Source organism: Comamonas sp. (genome assembly GCF_036643215.1).
Taxonomy (GTDB): domain Bacteria; phylum Pseudomonadota; class Gammaproteobacteria; order Burkholderiales; family Burkholderiaceae_C; genus Comamonas.
In genome coordinates, this window is sequence record NZ_JAVXSJ010000041.1 from 1 (window position 1) to 19,564 (window position 19,564).

The 19,564-nt window shown below is 57.5% G+C and carries 25 protein-coding genes; 4 read left to right on the forward strand and 21 right to left on the reverse strand.

Annotation, left to right across the window (positions count from 1 at the left end; all coding sequences use genetic code 11):
• The 8 genes from RSF91_RS17960 to dusA form a co-directional block, all read right to left on the reverse strand.
• Positions 1–680 (reverse strand): HemK family protein methyltransferase (locus tag RSF91_RS17960; RefSeq protein ID WP_332569695.1); only part of this gene is annotated, 680 nt, incomplete at its 3' end.
• A complete protein-coding gene (gene dapE, locus RSF91_RS17965; RefSeq protein WP_332569696.1) occupies positions 677–1,891 on the reverse strand; it encodes a succinyl-diaminopimelate desuccinylase in 1,215 nt (404 codons plus the stop codon). The genes dapE and RSF91_RS17960, both read right to left, overlap by 4 nt.
• Positions 1,892–1,957: 66 nt before the next feature.
• Positions 1,958–3,121, reverse strand: a complete 1,164-nt coding sequence (locus RSF91_RS17970) for a PilT/PilU family type 4a pilus ATPase (protein WP_332569697.1) — start codon at positions 3,119–3,121, stop codon at positions 1,958–1,960.
• Positions 3,122–3,288: 167 nt separating this feature from the next.
• Positions 3,289–4,122, reverse strand: a complete 834-nt coding sequence (gene dapD / locus RSF91_RS17975; protein ID WP_099737947.1) for a 2,3,4,5-tetrahydropyridine-2,6-dicarboxylate N-succinyltransferase — start codon at positions 4,120–4,122, stop codon at positions 3,289–3,291.
• A gap of 83 nt (positions 4,123–4,205) precedes the next feature.
• On the reverse strand, positions 4,206–5,411 hold the full coding sequence (dapC, locus tag RSF91_RS17980; RefSeq protein WP_332569698.1) for a succinyldiaminopimelate transaminase: 1,206 nt from the start codon (positions 5,409–5,411) through the stop codon (positions 4,206–4,208).
• 373 nt (positions 5,412–5,784) lie between these two features.
• Positions 5,785–6,459: an RnfABCDGE type electron transport complex subunit B gene (locus RSF91_RS17985; RefSeq protein ID WP_332569699.1), complete on the reverse strand. Its 675-nt coding sequence runs from the start codon at positions 6,457–6,459 to the stop codon at positions 5,785–5,787.
• Between the two features lie 17 nt (positions 6,460–6,476).
• A complete protein-coding gene (locus tag RSF91_RS17990; protein WP_332569700.1) occupies positions 6,477–7,907 on the reverse strand; it encodes a polyhydroxyalkanoate depolymerase in 1,431 nt (476 codons plus the stop codon).
• Between the two features lie 179 nt (positions 7,908–8,086).
• Positions 8,087–9,076 carry a tRNA dihydrouridine(20/20a) synthase DusA gene (gene dusA / locus RSF91_RS17995; protein WP_332569701.1) on the reverse strand — a complete coding sequence of 330 codons (990 nt, stop codon included), beginning with the start codon at positions 9,074–9,076 and terminating at the stop codon, positions 8,087–8,089.
• Between the two features lie 147 nt (positions 9,077–9,223).
• On the opposite strand from dusA, the gene RSF91_RS18000 reads away from it, so the two are divergent.
• Positions 9,224–10,270, forward strand: coding sequence for a tyrosine-type recombinase/integrase (locus RSF91_RS18000; RefSeq protein WP_332569702.1), 1,047 nt, complete (start codon positions 9,224–9,226; stop codon positions 10,268–10,270).
• Here RSF91_RS18000 and RSF91_RS18005 read toward each other — a convergent pair.
• The 9 genes from RSF91_RS18005 to RSF91_RS18045 form a co-directional block, all read right to left on the reverse strand.
• Complete coding sequence (locus RSF91_RS18005; protein ID WP_332569703.1) at positions 10,267–10,524, reverse strand: pyocin activator PrtN family protein; 258 nt, start codon at positions 10,522–10,524, stop codon at positions 10,267–10,269. The genes RSF91_RS18000 and RSF91_RS18005 overlap by 4 nt on opposite strands.
• 274 nt (positions 10,525–10,798) lie before the next feature.
• Positions 10,799–11,437, reverse strand: a complete 639-nt coding sequence (locus RSF91_RS18010; RefSeq protein WP_332569704.1) for an ASCH domain-containing protein — start codon at positions 11,435–11,437, stop codon at positions 10,799–10,801.
• Positions 11,438–11,537: 100 nt separating this feature from the next.
• Positions 11,538–11,765, reverse strand: a complete 228-nt coding sequence (locus tag RSF91_RS18015) for a hypothetical protein (protein ID WP_332569705.1) — start codon at positions 11,763–11,765, stop codon at positions 11,538–11,540.
• Entirely contained in the window at positions 11,765–12,277 is a 513-nt protein-coding gene (locus tag RSF91_RS18020; protein ID WP_332569706.1) for a DNA N-6-adenine-methyltransferase, read from the reverse strand. The genes RSF91_RS18015 and RSF91_RS18020 overlap by 1 nt, the downstream gene beginning before the upstream one ends.
• Positions 12,274–12,807, reverse strand: a complete 534-nt coding sequence (locus tag RSF91_RS18025) for a hypothetical protein (RefSeq protein WP_332569707.1) — start codon at positions 12,805–12,807, stop codon at positions 12,274–12,276. Before RSF91_RS18025 ends, RSF91_RS18020 begins: the two co-directional genes overlap by 4 nt.
• A gap of 71 nt (positions 12,808–12,878) precedes the next feature.
• Positions 12,879–13,418, reverse strand: a complete 540-nt coding sequence (locus tag RSF91_RS18030) for a hypothetical protein (RefSeq protein ID WP_332569708.1) — start codon at positions 13,416–13,418, stop codon at positions 12,879–12,881.
• A 69-nt stretch (positions 13,419–13,487) separates the two neighbouring features.
• Positions 13,488–13,676, reverse strand: coding sequence for a hypothetical protein (locus tag RSF91_RS18035; protein WP_332569709.1), 189 nt, complete (start codon positions 13,674–13,676; stop codon positions 13,488–13,490).
• A 20-nt stretch (positions 13,677–13,696) separates the two neighbouring features.
• Complete coding sequence (locus RSF91_RS18040) at positions 13,697–13,951, reverse strand: hypothetical protein (protein ID WP_332569710.1); 255 nt, start codon at positions 13,949–13,951, stop codon at positions 13,697–13,699.
• Positions 13,952–14,192: 241 nt separating this feature from the next.
• Entirely contained in the window at positions 14,193–15,347 is a 1,155-nt protein-coding gene (locus tag RSF91_RS18045) for a GGDEF domain-containing protein (RefSeq protein ID WP_332569711.1), read from the reverse strand.
• 213 nt (positions 15,348–15,560) lie between these two features.
• Between RSF91_RS18045 and RSF91_RS18050 the strand changes: the two genes are divergently transcribed.
• Complete coding sequence (locus tag RSF91_RS18050) at positions 15,561–16,193, forward strand: hypothetical protein (protein ID WP_332569712.1); 633 nt, start codon at positions 15,561–15,563, stop codon at positions 16,191–16,193.
• A 72-nt stretch (positions 16,194–16,265) separates the two neighbouring features.
• On the opposite strand, the gene RSF91_RS18055 is transcribed toward RSF91_RS18050, so the two are convergent.
• Both RSF91_RS18055 and RSF91_RS18060 read right to left on the reverse strand, forming a co-directional pair.
• Positions 16,266–16,700 (reverse strand): hypothetical protein, encoded by a 435-nt coding sequence (locus RSF91_RS18055; RefSeq protein ID WP_332569713.1) that lies wholly within the window; start codon positions 16,698–16,700, stop codon positions 16,266–16,268.
• Positions 16,701–16,768: 68 nt separating this feature from the next.
• Positions 16,769–17,755: a recombination-associated protein RdgC gene (locus RSF91_RS18060; RefSeq protein WP_332569714.1), complete on the reverse strand. Its 987-nt coding sequence runs from the start codon at positions 17,753–17,755 to the stop codon at positions 16,769–16,771.
• A gap of 138 nt (positions 17,756–17,893) precedes the next feature.
• On the opposite strand from RSF91_RS18060, the gene RSF91_RS18065 reads away from it, so the two are divergent.
• Positions 17,894–18,208 carry a hypothetical protein gene (locus RSF91_RS18065; RefSeq protein WP_332569715.1) on the forward strand — a complete coding sequence of 105 codons (315 nt, stop codon included), beginning with the start codon at positions 17,894–17,896 and terminating at the stop codon, positions 18,206–18,208.
• Positions 18,209–18,215: 7 nt separating this feature from the next.
• On the opposite strand, the gene RSF91_RS18070 is transcribed toward RSF91_RS18065, so the two are convergent.
• On the reverse strand, positions 18,216–18,410 hold the full coding sequence (locus tag RSF91_RS18070; protein ID WP_332569716.1) for a hypothetical protein: 195 nt from the start codon (positions 18,408–18,410) through the stop codon (positions 18,216–18,218).
• A gap of 63 nt (positions 18,411–18,473) precedes the next feature.
• The gene (locus RSF91_RS18075) at positions 18,474–18,611 is read right to left on the reverse strand and encodes a hypothetical protein (protein WP_332569717.1); all 138 of its coding nucleotides are present in this window, start codon (positions 18,609–18,611) and stop codon (positions 18,474–18,476) included.
• Between the two features lie 438 nt (positions 18,612–19,049).
• Here RSF91_RS18075 and RSF91_RS18080 point away from each other — a divergent pair, with 438 nt between their 5' ends.
• Positions 19,050–19,460, forward strand: a complete 411-nt coding sequence (locus tag RSF91_RS18080; protein WP_332569718.1) for a hypothetical protein — start codon at positions 19,050–19,052, stop codon at positions 19,458–19,460.
• Positions 19,461–19,564 lie beyond the last annotated feature (104 nt).

The following is a 19,564-nucleotide window of genomic DNA, read 5'->3' on the forward strand; positions in this document are numbered from 1 at the left end:
TATTCGGCGGGCAGCTTGCCCATGCTGTCGGAGTTGACGTAAGGCGGGTTGCACAACACCAAGTCCCATGGGCCGGGAACTGCGCTCAGGCCGTTGCTTTCCAGCAGGGTCACGCGCTCTTGCAGGCCGTGCTTGTCTACGTTGATGCGGGCCACAGCCAGTGCGTCGGTCGAGATGTCGGCGCCGGTGACTTGCACATCAGGGTAGGCCATGGCGGCCAGACAGGCCAGCGAGCCGTTACCGGTGCACAGGTCCAGCACTTGGGTGGTCTTGTCGCTCAGCCAGTCGTCGATGCTGCCGTCGGCCAGCAGCTCGGCAATAAAGCTGCGCGGGACGATGGAGCGCTCGTCGACGTAGAAGGGGACGCCGACCAGCCAGGCTTCATTGGTCAGATAGGCGGCAGGCTTGCGCGTGCGGATACGCTCTTCAAAAAGTGTAGCTATCTGCGCTTGCTGCTCTGGCGTTACGGCCTGACTGGATACGGATTCTGGCGCGCCGGGCGTGAGTTCGCTGTCCACTGGCAGGGCCAGCTTCCAGAGAACCAGCCATGCGGCTTCGTCTTCGGCAGTGGCTGTGCCATGGCCAAAGGCCACGCCAGCCGCCGTCAGCGCCTGCGCGCCGCTGGCGATCAGTTCGGCAATGGTGTTGCCGGCGATGGCGGGAGAGGTGCTTGCGTTCATGGGGTGGTCGCTGCGTTGGGCGTAGTGGTGGTTTGCTGGCGCTGGAGTTGTTCCAGCGTCTTTCGGTAAATGTTCTTGAGTGGCTCGATATCGGCCACGGCAATGTTTTCGTCGATCTTGTGGATGCTGGCGTTGGGCGGGCCCACTTCGATGACCTGTGCGCAGATCTGCGCGATGAAGCGACCGTCGCTGGTGCCGCCGGTGGTGGATAGCTCGGTATCCAGACCGGTTTCATCCTTGATGGCGGCCTGCACGGCCTTCACCAGCGTGCCGGGCGTGGTCAGGAAGGGCTGGCCGCCAATGGTCCAGACCAGTGAGTATTCAACGCCGTGGCGCTCCAGCACCTCATGCACGCGTTGCTGCAGGGAGTCCGCGCTGGACTCGGTACAGAAGCGGAAGTTGAAGTCGATCACCACATGGCCGGGGATCACGTTGCTTGCGCCTGTGCCGCCGTGGATATTGCTGATCTGCCAGCTGGTGGGCGGAAAGAAGTCATTGCCACGGTCCCAGACGGTGGCCGCCAGCTCGGCTAGCGCGGGCAGGGCTTCGTGAATGGGGTTTCGGGCCAGTTGCGGGTAGGCGATGTGGCCTTGCACGCCGTTGACGGTGAGCTTGCCGCTCATGGTGCCGCGGCGGCCGTTCTTGATCATGTCGCCGGTACGCTTGACGGAGGTGGGCTCGCCCACAATGCACCAGTCCAGGCGCTCGCCGCGCTTGCGCAGTGCTTCAACAACGACCTTGGTGCCGTCGATGGAAGGGCCTTCTTCATCGCTGGTCAACAGCAGGGCGATGTCGAATGCGGGCTCGGGCGTGCCCTTGAGGAATTCTTCCAGCGCCACGACAAAGGCGGCGATGGAGGTTTTCATGTCGCTGGCACCCCGGCCATACAGGCGGCCATTGCGGTGCGTGGGCACAAACGGTGGGCTGTTCCATTCCTTGAGCGGGCCGGGCGGCACCACATCGGTATGGCCGGCAAACACGAGGACGGGTCTATTATTTTTGATAGCGCCTTGCGCAGATTCCGTCTGCGCCGGAGCATGTTTTGCCCACAGGTTTTGCACGCGGAAGTCGGCAGGGCCGCTGTCCAGCCGCTCGCAGGCAAAGCCCATGGGTTTGAGGGCATCGGTCAGCAGCTCAAGGCAGCCGGCATCTTCGGGGGTGACAGATGGCAGGCTGATGAGCTGCTCGGTCAGTTGCAGGGTCCGGGACATGGGATTGGGGCTTAAAACTAAAACAATGTCAGGACTGCTGGCGCTGACTGCAGGCGCAGTGCAAGGTCAGGCGGTTTTGACATCGAGGGTGATTTCCGTGAAGGACGGCTGATCGTCTTCGTCAGGCAGCATCACATCGGTGATGACCATGTGGCTGACTGGTGCGCGGGTGGAATCATTATCCATACGCCACATCAGATTGGTGGGCGAGTCGGCATAGGACAGCGCTTCATTGCGGTCGATTGTGCCACTGCGCACCAGGGTAGCCAGCGCTTCTTCAAAGGTTTGTGAGCCTTCGGCCATGGATTTCTCCATAGATTCCTTCACGCCGCCAAAGTCACCCTTCAGAATCATGTCGCTGATGAGCTTGGTGTTGAGCATGACTTCCACCGCCGGCACACGTGTGCGGTTGACGGTACGCACCAGACGCTGGGAGATCACGGCCTTGAGCGAGGCTGCCAGCTCGCCCAACATGGAGGGGCGCACTTCTTCGGGGAAGAAGGACAGGATACGGTTGAGCGCGTGGTAGCTGTTGTTGGCGTGCAGCGTGGCCAGACACAGATGCCCAGACTGGGCATAGGCCAGCGCGGCGGACATGGTCTCGCGGTCGCGAATTTCGCCGATCAGAATCACATCGGGTGCCTGGCGCAGCGCATTCTTGAGCGCGGTTGCCAGCGTTGCGGTATCGGTGCCGACTTCGCGCTGGTTGACGATGGATTTTTTGCTGCGGAATTGAAACTCGATGGGGTCTTCCACCGTCAGGATATGACCCGAGAGCGTTTCATTGCGCTCATCAATCATGGAGGCCAGCGTGGTGCTCTTGCCCGAGCCTGTAGCGCCCACAACCAGGATCAGACCGCGCTTATCCATCACCAGATCGCTGACGATGGGCGGCAGGTTCAGGCTGTCGCGCGAGGGAATCTGATACGAGATAAAGCGAATGACGACGGCATAGCTGCCGCGCTGGCGCATGGCGCTGATACGGAAACGGCCCACGTCCTGCAAGGGAATGGCCATATTCAGCTCGCCCGTCTGCGTGAGTTCCTTAATGGCTTCGGCGCTGACGACCTCTGACAGCAGAGCCAGAGGAGCGTCGACCGGCAGTTCCTGGTTGTTGATGGGAACGCTGATGCCGTTGATCTTGATCATGGCCGGCGCCCTGGCCGACAGATACACGTCGGAGGCCTTTTTTTCGGCCATCAGACGCAGAATTTTTTCCATGGTGCTCATTTTTCCTCATCCCCTTTACGCCGCCTGTACGCAGGCCTCTTAGTGTGCGCATGTTAGCGCCTTGTTACGTGAGGTGTGATGGGGGCTGGCCCCGAGCCGTGATCTGGCGCATGAAAAAAGCCTGCGCGCTTTGAGAGCGGGCAGGCTTGTGGTCACGGTTGTGTGAATCAGTCGCGCAGCAGGTCGTTAATGCTGGTCTTGGAGCGGGTTTGCGCATCCACGCGCTTGACGATGATGGCGGCGTACATGGAGTAGTCCTTGCCATCCTTGGTTTGCTTGGGGATGTTGCCGCTGACCACCACCGAGCCGCTGGGCACGCGGCCGTAGCTGATTTCGCCGGTTTCGCGGTTGAACAGAGGCGTGGACTGGCCGATGTACACGCCCATGCCCAGCACCGAGTTTTCTTCCACGATCACGCCTTCCACCACTTCGGAGCGCGCGCCGATGAAGCAGTTGTCTTCAATGATGGTGGGGTTGGCTTGCAGGGGCTCCAGCACGCCGCCCAGGCCCACGCCACCAGACAGGTGCACGTTCTTGCCCACTTGAGCGCAGGAGCCCACGGTGGCCCATGTGTCGACCATGGTGCCTTCGTCCACATAGGCGCCGATGTTCACATAAGAAGGCATCAGAATCGCGCCCTTGGCGATGAAGGATCCGCGACGGGCCACGGCTGGGGGCACCACGCGCACGCCGGTAGCGGCGATCTGGGCTTCAGTCATGCCTTCAAACTTGGTGGGGACCTTGTCGAAGAAGTTCAGAGCGCCGCCGTTGATCAGGGCGTTGTCTTTCAGGCGGAAGGACAGCAGCACGGCCTTCTTGATCCACTGGTGCACAGTCCACTGGCCCACGCCTTCGCGGGTCGCTACGCGCAGCTTGCCGTCGTTGAGTTCGGCAATCACGTGTTCCACGGCATCTGCCACTTCCTTGGAGGCGGAGGAAGGCGAGACATTGGCACGGTTGTCCCAAGCGGTGTCGATGATGGATTGCAGTTGTTGCGTCATGATGTTTTCGGTCAAAGATCGAAAGTTGAGGTGAATCGTTGAGTCATAAAAGGCCTGCGGGGGCAGGCCTTCTACGAGGTTTATCAGCGGGTACGGGCTTCAATAAATTGGGCAATGCGCTGAGCGGCTTCCAGACATTCTGCCGTTTCTGCCACCAGTGCCATGCGGATGCGGTTGGCGCCGGGGTTGAAGCCATTGGCTTCGCGGGCCAGATAACTACCCGGCAAAACTGTCACGCCTGTATGAATGTACAGCTCTTTGGCAAATTGCGCATCATCCATGCCCAACTCGGCTGGAATGCCTGCCCACAGGTAGAAGCTGGCGTCGGGCAGCTTCACATCCATGACCTTGGAGAGCACGGGCGTGACTTGCGCAAACTTTTCGCGGTACAGGCGGCGGTTTTCCTGCACATGGGCCTCGTCGTTCCACGCGGCTACGGATGCCGTCTGCACTACGGGGCTCATGGCGCCACCGTGGTAGGTGCGGTAGAGCAAGAAGGACTTGAGCAATTGCGCATCACCGGCAACAAAGCCGCTGCGCAGGCCGGGCACATTGCTGCGCTTGGACAGGCTGGTGAACATCACCAGGTTCTTGAAATCATGGCGGCCCAGCTTTTTAGCGGCTTCCAGCCCGCCCAGCGGGGCTTCTTCCTGAAAGTAAATCTCGCTATAGCACTCGTCGCTTGCAATGACGAAGCCGTGTTTGTCAGACAGGGCAAACAGCTTTTCCCATTCAGACAGAGGCATCACCGCGCCTGTGGGGTTGCCGGGCGAGCAGACAAAAATCAACTGCGTTTTCTGCCACACATCCTCGGGCACGGCATCCCAGTTCACGGCAAAGTTACGCGATGCATCGCTGGCGGCGTAGTAAGGCATGGCACCGGCCAGCAGCGTTGCGCCTTCATAGATTTGATAGAAGGGGTTGGGGCAGATAACGCGGGCACCGGGCTGGGTGTTGTCCACCACGACCTGGGTGAAGGCAAACAGCGCCTCGCGCGAGCCATTGACGGGTAGAACCTGCGTGGCAGCATCCAGTTCAATGCCGTAGCGCTTGTTGGCCCACTGGGCACAGGCCTCGCGCAGCACAGGCATACCGGCGGTGGCGGGGTAAACGGACAGACCCTTTAGTTCGCTGCTCAGCGCCTGTTCGATAAACGCTGGAGTAGCGTGGCGCGGCTCACCAATGCCCAGACTGATGGGGCGCACACCTGCAGGGGGCTGTGCGGAGGCAAACAGCTGGCGAAGGCGTTCAAACGGATATGGCTGGAGTCGCGAGAGCAGGGGGTTCATGGATGCACATTATGGGCTGATGCCATTTCCGCATGGAAAATCAGGGCAGATAAGTGCTGGGTTTGACGCTTTTCGTCGTCGATTTTTGTATTTTTCGTCGAAAGCGATGACGAAAAGCCAGCTATCAGGGCGAAAAGTCAGATGCTTACGACAAAAGGAACGAGGTATGAGTCTGCAGTGCAAAGGCATGAAGACTCATTAATTGATAGCTGCTAGCGCTTGATAGATAAGCGCTAGAGCCTGTTTTTTATTAAGAGCAGCTAACACAACCCTTGATACATCGTTGCTTCGCCTTGTCGTACTTCTGTACTGCCTGCGGCTTCGCGCCTCGTCCAAACGTAAACCTACGGTTTACTGGGTAGCATTAGTCGCTCTAAAGACTGGCGCGCTGGGCTTTTGCTTTGGCCAAAATGGCGGCAATCGTCGCTTTTTTATCAGTGGCTGGCGCTGCTGGCTGCGGGGTATCTGCCGTGGCTTCTGTCACGGGTGCAAGGGCGGTGGTTCGAACGGGCGCGTTGGCCTTGCGGCCTGTGCGCTGCAGGTGGGCGCTGTAACGGCTGCGGGCATGGCTGGCTTGTGCGGGGCTCCAGGCATCCCAACCTTCGGCTTCGCCGCTGGCATTGATGAGTTCAATACAGTCCACGGGGCAGACGGGAATACAGAGCTCACAACCGGTGCAATGCTCGGCAATAACGGTGTGCATGCGCTTGTTGGCGCCCAGAATGGCATCGGTAGGGCAGGCCTTGATGCAAAGCGTGCAGCCAATGCACCAGGCTTCGTCAATGACGGCCAGCGTGCGCGGTGCATCTACGCCGTGCTCGGCGCTTAGTGGGATTTCGCTTTGGCCGGTGATGACCGAAAGACGACGAACGCCTTCCTGGCCGCCCGGTGGGCATTGATTGATGGGGGCTTCCCCGCTGGCAATGGCCCCGGCATACGACGCGCAGTCGGGGTAACCGCAGCGCGTGCATTGAGTCTGGGGCAGGGCTGCATCAATGTTCGCAGCCAGTGCTTGAAGCGGGGAGGCTGCGGACAGTGATGAGTTCATGCTGGTCTGATAAGCCTTTAGGCCCTGGCGCGATGGTTGTCGCGCTGTTTTGGGGCGGGGGCGCTATTTTGACCTGTTTTTTCCGGCTTGGCGGGCTCGTAGTTTTCCATCATGCTTTCAGGCATGGGCGCATCGTCGCTCACACTGCTCAGGTGGCCTGCCGCGCTGGCGGCTGTGGCCGCGGCCGGCTGGTGGGAGAGGATGAAGGCCCGCACCTGTGGGTACACCGTCTTGCGCCAGCGGCTGCCGCTGAAGATGCCGTAGTGACCGGCGCCTTGCACTTCAATATGCTGGCGTGCCGTTTCTTTAATACCCGAGCACAGATCATGCGCAGCGCGGGTCTGGCCGGAACCGGAGATATCGTCCAGCTCGCCTTCCACGGTCAGCAGTGCAGTGTTTTTGATATCTTGCGGGCGAACTAGCTCGGGCTGGCCTTGCTCGCTCCGCACATTCCAGGTGCCGTTGACCAGTTTGTATTCCTGGAACACCGTGGCGATGGTTTCCAGGTAGTAGTCGGCATCCATGTCCAGCACGGCGTTGTACTCGTCGTAGAACTTGCGGTGGTGCTCGGCACTGGCTTCGTCGCCCTTGATCAAGTCCTTGAAGTAGTCGTAATGGCTGTTGGCATGGCGGTCGGGGTTCATGGCCACAAAGCCTGAATACTGCAAGAAGCCGGGGTAGACGCGGCGGCCTGCACCGGGGTAGTTGTTGGGCACTTCGTAGATGACGTTGCTCTCGAACCATTCAAAGCTGCGCGTTTCCGCCAGATTGTTCACGGCCGTGGGTGAGCGGCGGGCATCAATAGGGCCGCCCATCATGGTCATGGACAAAGGCGTGCTCTCGCCGCGGCTGGCCATCAGCGACACCGCTGCCAGCACGGGCACAGTGGGCTGGCAGACGCTGACCACGTGGCATTGGCCATAGCGGCCCTGCAGGTAGCGAATGAACTCCTGCACATAGTTCACATAGTCGTCGAGGTGGAATTCACCTTCAGACAGCGGCACGGTGCGCGCGTTCTTCCAGTCGGTGATGTAGACCTTGTGGCCGCTGAGCATGCTTTGCACGGTGTCGCGCAGCAAGGTGGCGTAGTGACCGGATAGGGGGGCGACGATCAGCACCACGGGCTGGCTGAGCATGGCTTCCAGCGTATGCGGGTCATCAGAGAAGCGCTTGAAGCGGCGTAGTTCGCAAAATGGCTTGTCGACTTCCACGCGCTCGCGGATGGTCACATCAACGCCATCGACTTCGACGTTGTGCAGATCGAACTCGGGCTTTTCATAATCCTTGCCCAGTCGATATACGAGATTGAAACCCGCCGCCATACGCTGGGCCATGGGCACCTTGCTGAAGACGGAATGTGGGTTGTTGTAAAACTTGGAGGCGGCTTGGGCAAAGTCTGCAAATGGCTCGACCATTGCGCGTTGCATTTCGTAGATCTGATAGAGCATGTGGCACTTTTGCGGTTATGTTGCAGTGCAATATAACAGCGGCAGTTGACAAGCGAAGTAGTAAATTCACTTCTCATGCGTTATCTGATGGCAATGCGCAACGCGGGCTTTCGTGCCGCTTGCATGAAAGAAAAAAGCTGACACTGTCAGCTTTTTTCGGTGATGGTTTAAGTGGGGGCTCAGTCCGCTTCGCCGGGCTTGGTGCGGGCCAGCTTCATCACTTCATGCGGCGGCTGGGTTTTCATGCGGTGATCGCTCCAGACTTGACGCCAGCGGCGTGCGCCTGCCAGACCATTGCGCAGGCCCAGCATGTGGCGGGCAATCGAATACCAGTTCGTGCCATGCTCGAGTGCTTCGCGCTCCATATAGAGCACCATCTGCTCCTCAATGGCTTCACGCGTGCGCTCCTTGCTCTCATCCTGATAGTAAAGACCATCCCAAGAGGCCATCCACCAAGGGTTGTGATAGGCCTCGCGGCCTACCATCACACCATCAACCAGCTCCAGTTGCTGCTGCACCACCTCGTCGGTCTTGATGCCGCCATTGACAGCAATCGTCAGGGCAGGGAAGTCGCGCTTGAGCTGGGCCACGATTTCATAGCGCAGCGGCGGAACTTCGCGGTTTTCCTTGGGCGACAGGCCTTTGAGCCAGGCATTGCGGGCGTGAACCACAAACACATTGCAGCCCGCATCAGCCACCGTGCCGACAAAGTCACGCACAAAGTCATAGCTTTCAATCTTGTCGATGCCAATACGGTGCTTGACGGTCACAGGCACTGAAACCACATCGACCATGGCCTTGACGCAATCGGCCACCAGAGAGGCCTCATTCATCAAGCAAGCCCCAAACGCGCCACGCTGCACACGCTCGCTAGGGCAGCCGCAGTTGAGGTTGATCTCGTCATAGCCCCATTGCTCGCCCAGACGCGCGCTGTGCGCCAGATCGCCAGGCTCAGATCCACCCAGCTGCAACGCAACAGGGTGCTCCTCCGCCTCAAAACGCAGGTGGCGAGCCACATCGCCATGCACCAGTGCGCCGGTTGTCACCATCTCGGTGTAGAGCAGAGTGTGCTGGCTGAGCAGGCGGTGAAAGTGCCGGCAATGTTTATCTGTCCAGTCCATCATCGGGGCCACCGACATGCGCCACATAGAGTTAACTTGTTGATTCATAAGATTAAACTAACAAATGCATAGGGCAAATCAGTGAAAATGTTGCACTGAAAATGCTCTTAAAAAGCCTGTTTTCCACCATTTTTCGGCTATCGGTGCAACAATAGGTGCAACAAAAAAACTTGTTGCACCGAAGAGGGTCGAACCATGGGAACAATCGCAACGCGAAAGAGAGCGAATGGTGAAAATTCGTACACCGCCACCATTCGGGTAAAGAATGGGGGCGTTGTGGTCCTGTCCGAAAGTCAGACGTTCGACAAAAAGGCGCTTGCAAGCGCGTGGATGACCCGCAGGGAAGCAGAGCTACAAAAGGTGCGGGCAACCGGTTCGCCTGAAGTTCGGAAGGTGACCGTTGACGAGATTTTAGTTGCCTATGTAAAACAGGCGGAGGGCATCACCAAATGGGGCCGCTCAAAAACAGCGGATATTCGGCGCTTGCGAGAGTGCAGCTTGGCTAGCAAAGATGCGCGTTACCTCACAGACTCAGACCTCATTGCGTATGCGGAAAGTCGACGCACCGTCGATAAGGCTGGGCCCGCAACAGTGCTGAACGACATTGTGTGGCTGCGTCAGGCGTTCCTGTCTGCGCGGACTTTGTTCCGACTTGAGGAGCCTCTGCGCGCCGTGGACATGGCGAAGGTGGAATTGATGCGCCGCCGAGTGATTGCCAAGCCCGTGCGCCGGGCACGTCGAATTTCACCAGCTGAAGAGACAAAGGTTCTGGATTACCTGCGAAGCAAGACCCGCACGCGCATACCCATGGCGGATATTGTGGAGTTTGCTCTTTTGACGGCGAGGCGGCAGGAAGAAATATGCCGCCTGAAATGGGGTGAGGTTGATTTTGAAGCTGGTACAGCGTGGCTTGACGATGTGAAGCACCCAACTCAGAAGGTTGGTAATCGTCGGCAATTCAGAATATTGAAACCAGCGTTAGATATTATTCAGCGACAACCAAAGGTTTCGGAATTCATCTTCCCTTGGGATAGCAAGTCAGTGGGTTCTGCCTTTACGCGCGCAATACATATTTTGTGTATTGATGACTTGCATTTTCACGATACCCGGCACGAGGCAACTAGCCGGTTATTTGAAAAGGGATATAGCATCCAAGAAGTGGCTCAGTTCACTTTGCATGACAGCTGGGCCACCCTTCAGAGATACACGCACTTGCGGCCCACAGATGTGCCAGAGCGTTAATTGCCGGTAACGCGCTTCCAATCATTCATGGCCGCTTGCTTCTTGCTGTCGATGTAATCTGCAAGCACTTTGGCGTCCACGAACCATTTGCTTTTTTGGCTACCGAGTCTGTAGACAGGCACTGGAAACTCGTTTGAGCGAGCATAGTCCAGTGCCTTTTTCATTGCGATCCCGAAGTAGTCTTCACTGCACTTTTCCAGCGGGATATTTGTGTCGCCAAATTTAGCGAGCAGGGCGAAGTGTGTGTGGCTCATAGATTTATTTTGGAAGTGGTGAAGTAGGCGTGGCCAGCTTCGGTGGGTTGGAAGTCAATGCCGGTCAGCATTCCGGTTCAGTGAAGTGCTTCGGCGGTGTTGCGGCTTTCCACAGCTATTTCTTTCGTGATTGAGCCGCGAAGGCCCGTAGGTAGAGGTTCCACAGCTGCAGGCCTTCTGCACAGCGCGCCTGCTGAAATGCAATAGGGACAGTTGAAGTGCTGATTGAGGTAGGCCTTGCCTTCTGGCAGGCCCACGGTGCTGGCGCTGGCCTTCACGGCTTTTCGATGCGCTTGAAGTCGATCACCCAGACCCAAGGGTTTGCGGCCCAGCTCGTGGTGTCGGGGTGCGTATCAAGACATTGCTTAACCCGCGCATACCGCGTGCTGTTTGGGTTTTTCGGCAGAACAGGTCGGCCTGTTGTCGAATCCCATAGTTCTGCAAAACCACCAGAGCCATAGATCGCGCTCCCGTTGTCGTCGCCTGTCGGCGTCATGCACACCGTTTCGCATCCTTCTGAGATAGCGTCTTGCTCACTGATGGAGTTCAGGCGCTCAACGCGCACGCCCGTGACTTCCAGCCAGATGCGGGCAGCGCTCTTAGACATCAGAAGGCATGGCGTGTACTTGACGCCTGCAGCCTTATCGCTGCCGTCCTGATAGTCGGCTGCATAGACCAGTTCATCGCTGCCGCAGGCCGTGGGCACGCGGGCGAATGTCTCACGCACATAGATCAGGTCGCCAATTCGGCCATATTTGCACGACCGAAGAATTTGGGCCATGCCGGGTTTGTCGTTTGGATTTGGCCAAACTCCCCCATTTTTTGCCGTAAACAATCGTCGCGTCGCGGTCTTCTGGCCGTTCAGGATGGCGCGCACCAGAGGTGCCTTGAACATCAAGCCGGTTTCTTTCATGTGTGCTCCAAAAAGCAGAACCCCGCTCAGTGGCGGGGCTCGGGGTTATCAAAGTCGGGGATAGGCACTCGCTTGTCGCGGCGCTGGCGGGCTCGACGGCTCATGCTTGGACTTTCTGCGCCTGGGCACGCTTCACCGCAGAACGTGGCACGCCGATGCGGATTTCCAGATCTGGTTCACCACAAACGTCACGCAACAGCGCTTGAGTGAGTGCTATCAGGTAGGCCGTGTTTTCCTCTGTTGGTTGCCTGGTTGCCACCTCACGGGCTGTGTTGAGATATTCCCGGCGCATGGCAATCGGGCTGTCTGGAATAGTTGGAACTGCCATCAATCGTCTCCTTGTGTCTGCTGGGTTGCCAGTGGCACGTATGCACCTAGCAAGCCGCAAGATTTCAGAATTTCAGCGTCAGCTGCTCCGTATGCAATGAGCACGCTAGGTGCTCCACCGTTTGCCGGTGCACGGGTGCCATCGACAAAGTGAAAGTGCAAACGGCCTTTCAAAAAAAGTAGCGCGCTTGCCTTGCTCCAGACGTGCTCAAAGAACATTTCAGTCTCTGTGCGCGCGAAGATCAGCGCCACACCAGCACCGTGTGCTGCCAGCCTTGCCAGCCACTTTGCAGCCTCTGCGCCGTAAGGCGGGTTTAGCCATACGCGGCCACTCCAAGGCTGTTGCAGGCCGTTGTCTTGTGCTGTGTAGTGCTGAGCTGCCATTTCCCATGGGCGCTTGATGGGTGCGCACGGGTCTAGGTCAAATGCCCCGAGAGCCTTCAAAACATGAGGCGGTGTCAACCACTCGTCGTTCTTCATGCGGGCGCTCTGGTGGCTACCAATGCCGCTCATTGCTTGTCACCTCCCTGCTGGGCTGCCTGGGTGTTGCGGCTCTTGGCGTACAGGTCGTACTCACCGGGCGGCAGGGTGCATGGCGGTATGACTTCAAAGCCAATCGCGCCGCTTTCCTCAATGCACTGGTATGCGGCCAGAGGTAGCGCATCCTGCCCATCAGCTTCACTCATGGCGAGAGTCGCCTGTTGACTGTAGTGCGCAAGTGCCTCTGTCTTTGTGGGAGGCTCCTGGATCTGGTGCAGGCACTGCGCTGCGCTGGTTTGCCCGGCTGCTTGGCCGTATTCAAATGCATCCTGTAGCTGCTTGCGCAAGAGTTCATCGAACGCATCACTGGCTTGGATGCAGGCAGCCATGGACTCGGGCTCGCTTTCCTGGCCTGTAGAGCCTGCAGGCAACTTCCATCCGTATGTCTTTACGCGGTTGATCGAGTAAGCGACGACATGCTTTTCGTGCGCGGCTTCGACTTCCATTGCCATCGTTTCAATGATGATTTCGCGAGGTGTTGGCATGTCAGTGGTGCTGGTCATGATTTCAATTGCTCCCAGAATGAGAAAAGCCCGCGGATGCGGGCTGGGTGATTACTTGATTTCGAGTTCGACTACCACTTGGCGAAGTCTTCGGGCTTGTCGTTCACCGACAGCATTCCCGGCAGTTCGTCGGCATGCACGCTTTTTGCCTCGATGGCGATGGGATAGTCTTCGGAGTCCAGCAGATCGGGGTCGGGCGCGGCCTGATACGCGGCCACAAAGCGGCTCATCCAACCCATGGCGTCGGCTGAGCTGGTGGCCGTGTAGCGGCGAACGCCGTCAACGATCAGTAGCCACACGGGCACCTTTTCAACTTGCGCCATCTTGTGCAGGCGCTCGTTTGCCAGCTCGATGCAGCGGCGCAACTGACCTCGGTCCATGTCGGCCAGGAAATCCGGGGTCGATTGCTTCTTGGGAATGGGAGCCAGTTGGTAGCCAATCCATGCGTAATCGCACTTTTCATTGCGATAGTGAGGGCCGTTGTGGTCTTTCTTCACCAGCTCCGCGATTTCCGCGACGGTGCCATCCAGGCCTGCATAGTTCTTGGCGTGCTGTGCATACGCGGTTTCAAAGTCGTCGCGTAGCTTTTTTAGTTCTTCCCAGGTAAGCATAGGGCTCCAGATAGCAAAAAGCCCGCTCAGTGGCGGGCATGAAGGAAAAAAACGGAAGCCGTATACCGCTCACTGACTATCAGCTGGCGTACTGGACTCTTGCCATGGCGTGTTGCATTGCGGAACTTCGGGGTAATAGCCCTGCGGGTTGTCGCAGTAGTACGAGAGGTTCGATTGCGGCACCGTGCCGGTTACGCCCGAGTCGTAGATCGGCACCGCGTACGTAATGGGTGACACCACCAGCGGATATGGATACACCGGTGCAGCATAGAAATACCCTAGGCCTCCGGTCGCCCACCACCAACCGCAGCGCCCGCCCCAGCAAGTCTGGCTCCAGCGGCCACCGCTCCAGCGTGCAAAGTCTGGCCGGCTGACACCGTGGACGTCGTTACTTGGCCGACTTGCCCACCGGCCAGAATCCATACGATAGCCTCCACCGCCAGGGGGCGTTGCGCCGCCAAAATGACCACCATAGGCCGCGCCACCATGGGAAAAGCCACCTCCATGACCACCATGGCCGCCATGTTGCGCAAGGGCAGGGCCCGAACCGGCCAGGAGAAGTGCGCCAGCGAGCAGCCAGCGTGAAGAAGATACAGACATGTTCGCGCTCCTCGTCCACCGAATCGCGCTCTTCAACGCAGCGAAGAACGCTCCATCGATGTCTTGCACAATACGCCTGAACTGTAAAGAGGGCATTGCCGCTGTGTAAATTTGATCTGCTGGCATGCAGGCCGATCCTGACGGCTCGTACTCTTAACCAGCAGAAAATTTGCACTAGGCGAGAACTACGCGGTTACGTCCTGCGGCCTTGCCTTGATACATGGCTACATCAGCGCGGGAGATGAGAGCTTCTGCGGTTTCTCCCTGCCTGTACTGAGTTGCACCCAGCGTGCAGGTCACTCGCAGATCTTTGTGGATCATTTGCGACCACGGCAGTGATTCTGAGCATTCTCGAATTCTTTCAAGTAATACTCCTGCTTGGGCTAGTTGTATGTCACATAACACCAGAAGGAACTCTTCCCCGCCGTAACGACCTGCGCAATCGGTTGCGCGAGTCTGCGATGACAGAAGTTGTCCAAAGGCTTGAAGGACCTTATCTCCTCCATCATGACCATAACGGTCATTGACCTGCTTGAAGAAATCAATATCAAGCAATGCGATACAAAACGGCGTGGCGCTACGCTGCGCAGTATGGATACATTGCTGCAACCGCTCCATGACGCCTCGGCGATTCGCTATTCCCGTCAAATCATCGTTGCGCGCCAAGTTTTCAATCTGCTTCAGAGCGACGGCCAGTTTTTCATTACTCGCACTGAGTCGATATTGCATGCTGCGAAAGTAAGTGACTAGGACACTGCACCGGACGACCGCACCCAGCATGACACCGACGGTGAGGCATTTCCCAAGCGGTGTGTCGGTCGTCATACGCATCTCTGGCCCCACCCAGTAAACGGCCAAAGCAATTGCAATGAGCGTGCCACTCCAGGTCATCCAGAAGCTGGTACGCCGCGGCGCAAGAAAACCATCGGTGCTGAAGACTAGAAGCATAACCAGCGCCTGGAAAGCGACTTGAGGCACAGCCATAAGCAAGCCCAGCACACCTGTAACCGCGATCAATTGGTGCCAGAAGAACAAGCCTGGGTCGCTTTGAGTCTGACTCCAGCCACTGGCGTAGGCCCAGGTGATGAAAGCCATTCCTATGCTTATCCAGAGGCCATACAGCAACACTGGAGGCAGTGGCGCGTAGCCCGCCCAGCAGTGGCCGAGAAATAGTCCAAAGGCATATAGATGGCTCAACAGGACTGAGGCGTGCAGTTGCCACGTGCGCTTACGCCAGCGTTCGAAGTGCAGGGCCTCATCGGCAAGCGGCGATGAAGGCTTAGGGCCCCACAAAGAAGGTCCGTGTGCTTTTTCGGAGGAGTAAGCCATTGCTGGTAAAAGATCGCGAGTGTTCAATGTGCGACTGGTTGTTACAAATAACAGTTTGCCTGACTTTCCACATAAGTAAATCACACTGAATATTCTGAAGAGGATTTGCTTGTAGCTATGGATATCAAGAGGTCAGACTGATGGGAACCTCCAAAAAAGGCCCGCTCAGTGGCGGGCAGGTGAAACGGTAGGATTGCGCCCCAGGAGGAGCGCATGAACGCAGATCAGGTAATTGAGGGAATCAGCAACGCAGTCGCGGCAGCCAAGCCAGCTCAGGAATACTGCTTGTTATGGTCAGATTACTGGTGGTGGATGTGCATGACCAAGGCCGAATGGTCAGGCTGGATGCAAGCAATTGGTGCGGTCTTGGCCATAGTCGCGTCAGCGCTATTGATGCGGCACCAAGTAAATATTGATAGACGAGCAAAAGAGCGCGCAGCAGCAAGCCGCGTGCGTGCATTCGTTACTCAATTGTATGCAACCAGTTTGGAGCTCAAAGCTCCTCACGTTATGAGTGAGCCGATGTTAAAAATGCGGCGCTTAATGCTTGAGGAGTGGATCCAAGACTCACGTGGCATCGAGATTGAGTTTGTGAGTTCTGAATGGTTCGATGCTTTGCATGGAGCACGCGCAACTGCGGTACGACTGATTCACTTTCTTCAAAGTGGGGAAAAGCGATTTTCCGAAGTCGACCCCGGTTCGGACGTTCGTGAAACGTTGCTGCGGTTTTATAGACATGACCTTGAGGTGTGCCACAAAGAACTAGAAGACCACAAGCGCACATTGGATCAGAAGTCCGCTCTACCTGAATCTAAGATATGTTCCCGGTTTTGGCAATGTGTCTAACCTGCTAAGTGGGCGCTGTAATTCATTGGTGTGCGAGCGGAGACCATTTCATGGACATCTATGAATGGCCGCTCATGTGCTGGCACTGGGCAGCTCTCGCGGAACGGTGGTGATGGCCGCCAACCTGGGTAAAAGGTCATCAGCCCACGCCTGATGGTTCAGCAGTAGATTGATAGCCTGTGTAGCCAATGGCAGATTGGGGTGGATGCGCTTTTGCTGGGCCACCAGCACCCCGAGTACCTTGGCGTAGGCGCGCGTCTTCATGATTCCCCAGGTGGCGAATTCGGGGGGCATGCGCTTGTTGAGCAATTCCGTGGCCTCGGTGGTGTGCATTACGACCTTGGCCTTTACGCCCTTTGCCTCAAGCTCAAGGTCTTTGGCTTCCTCAGTCATGGGCTTGGCATCGCGCCGGAGCTTGGCTGCATCCACGCTGAGCTTTGTAGTCTTGGCTTCGCGACGCAGGCCGGCTGCCTGATCGCGGAGAGTCCGCGCCTTGTTTCGCGTCACTACGAACTAGGCTTGAAGGTCGATGGCCAGCAGGCCGGGGGGGTGTTCCAGGGCGGTCATGGTGATCCTCAAAATGGGTTTTCGGCAGGAGCGGTATCAGCTGGCGCGGCCTTTGAGCCAGTAGTGCTGGCGCTGGCAGCTAGTGATGCGGGCAGGGTGCCCAGTCCAGTACGGCCTTCGCCGCCCAGCGCTTCAATCAGGTCGGGAATCAGGCGCGACAACTCGCCAGTGGCAATGGTCACATCGGTGTCAAAGCCGCCATCGTCTTGCGACTGTCCATCCATCACAGCATTCAGCAGCACGATGCTCTTGATCTGCAGACCTTCGGTTAGCACAAAGCTCACCCGGTCGCCCCAGGTCATTGCCAACTTGGTGGGCATCTTGCCGTGCTCGATGTGCTGGCGTACCTCATCAATATCCAGCGGGTGGCGGGCATAACGCACTACAGCCTTGGACTCGTCAGCAGCTTTCAGTTCTGTCTCGCGGTCAGCAGTGAAACCGGCCGGAGGCTCTTGCGTCATCAGCCAGCGGGCCATGGCCGCTTGCGGGCTGCTCTGGGTGTCCAGAAGTGCTAGCGCGAAGCCGGGCAGACCTTCCACTAGCAGCGTGACGACCTCATCGGCGCGGCCTTGGGCGCTGGTATCGAGCACCAGCGTGCGCGCCTGCGGATCAATCCACACCCACATGGCACCTTGCTTGGTAAAGGCCATGGGCAGCAGATCCAGCTTGGCCTCGTCCTTCAGGTCTTTTTTCTCTTTCTTGCCGGGCTTGCGGCCTTCGGCCTTCTCGATGGCGTCTGCCTTCTCATTTACCTTGCGGTTGAGCACGCTGGCAGGCAGCATCTTGGATTCGCTCATGAAGCGCATCACCCATTGCCCAGCCACCGATTCGGCCAGCGGGCCATGCTGCTCGCCACGCGGCGGCATCCAGCCGACCGAGCGTTCCTGCGTCGCGCCGCACTCGGTAAACACCGTCTTTTGCAGCGCATCTTCCAGCACCTGCAGGTCGCCCTGCCAGCTCTCGGCAATGCGATAAATGATCATGCTCTTGAACATCTGAGCTCCAGAAATAGAAAAAGCCCGCAGAGGCGGGCGTGTTGTTGAGTCGACGATTACCTGTAGGGGGAACATCGCCTTACACAGATATTTATTGACAGGAATAGGCTGTCAGCAGCACTTGTTGAAAGGGCTGGTATGAAAGATCTAATTGCACTGGCTGCGGCTGCTTTGATGTTGGCTGGATGTGCGATGCAACCGGCAGTTAACGAGCAAGGGGTCGACCCGGATCCCAACCAGATAGAGAAGAATGCGGATCAGGACCTAAGAAACGAGAAGATCCAACAGCAAGATCGTTCAACCGACTTTGAAAATGACTGGGATCGTGAACACTTCCGGGATCGAAGAGGTGATGGGCGTGAAGATCAAGGCATCCTGTGGCCTTGGCCGGGATCGGGGCTGAGTGGAGGCCCGACTTACCCAGGGGGGCAGAGCTGGGGCTGGGGCTATTAGCACTGTGTCAGGGGCGCTCTTTCAAACATTGGACCGTCTTGTCGTCCAGCCATTCGGCATGCATGCCGGGGCAGGCGAACTCATCGCGCAGCGTCTTTACGGGAAAAGAGGGTTCGTCTGCCTGAGCGGGAGTGCTGGCCAGCCAGGCCAGCCCCATGCAGATCGCCGCGATCAGGATCAGGCCTTCAATAAGTTTTGTCATGATTTAACTCCGTAGCGCTTATCTATAAAGCGCGAGCAGCTATCAAAATTGATGCGTTGTCGCTCACATGGGCCATGCATCGGGCGTCATTGCCATGACCACGGCCGCGCCGACCAGACAGAAGAGGCCGAAGCCAGTGAGCGCCCATTGCGCTGCGATCAGCAGCTTGGGTGCAGGGGTGGCGGTTGGTGGTGAGTGCATGGAATCTCCTGTGGGAAAAGAAAAAGCCCGCGAGCGGTTGCTGCGGGCTTAGATAAAGTGCCGGTGCCCTTTCGGGGCATGCCTGGGGAAAAGAAGTGTTGAGGGTAGAGAGGCCCCCAAGCTCGGCAAAACAGGTAGATGGCGAAGCAGTTTGCCTGATGAGGGTCAGGCAAGCAATGCGCACTTATGGTTAAAGAAAAGGAGCTGCGCCATCTGGTGTGACCACTTTCGCCAACGACGCGGAGGCCGCGCCGAAGACCATGAATCGCCGCTTGCTCTGGCTAATTCCAAAGATCAAACGACCTCGCTAGAGTGGTCACGCCGGATGGCCCTCGCTGTTGCAAGCAAGGAGGTTGATTGGATTGCCATATGAATTTATAAGGGTTGGTGAGAATGAATATCATTTGAGTTTAAGTGCGTAACTCAAAGGATTGATTCGTGAACCTTGTAAAAACCTCGTTTGTTGATTCCTCCGACCTGCCTTTTGTGGCTGTGAATTCTTTTCCTGCAACTGCCCAGGAAAACGCCCAGTGGATGGCTGATATGGAAGCCTTGATAAACGCTGGCGAAAATTTTGTTCTGGTCTATGCACCCATGCCTCCAATGGAAGAGCAGAAGGAAGACGTTGAGGCTCGCAAGGCCGTGATTCTCTGGCTCAAGCAGAACAAGGATTTGTTCTCAAAGTTCTGCAAAGGGATGGTGATGACCTGCAGCGAAGGTCTTGTCGACAAGCCATTTCTAGAGCAGATGCAGGCACCCATTTCCAAGGTCTATGGAGTGCCAATCGAGATCGGTGATACAGCGAAGGATGCAAGAGCGAAGGCGCTTGCGTTGGTTACGCATAACTAATCGCTTGGAGAGGGCCGGAGACCGCAGCATTCCGGATGGCCCCGCTAAAGCCCTGCGGGGGAAGGCACATGCATGCCGCATGCTGGCTACTCGCTCACATTTCA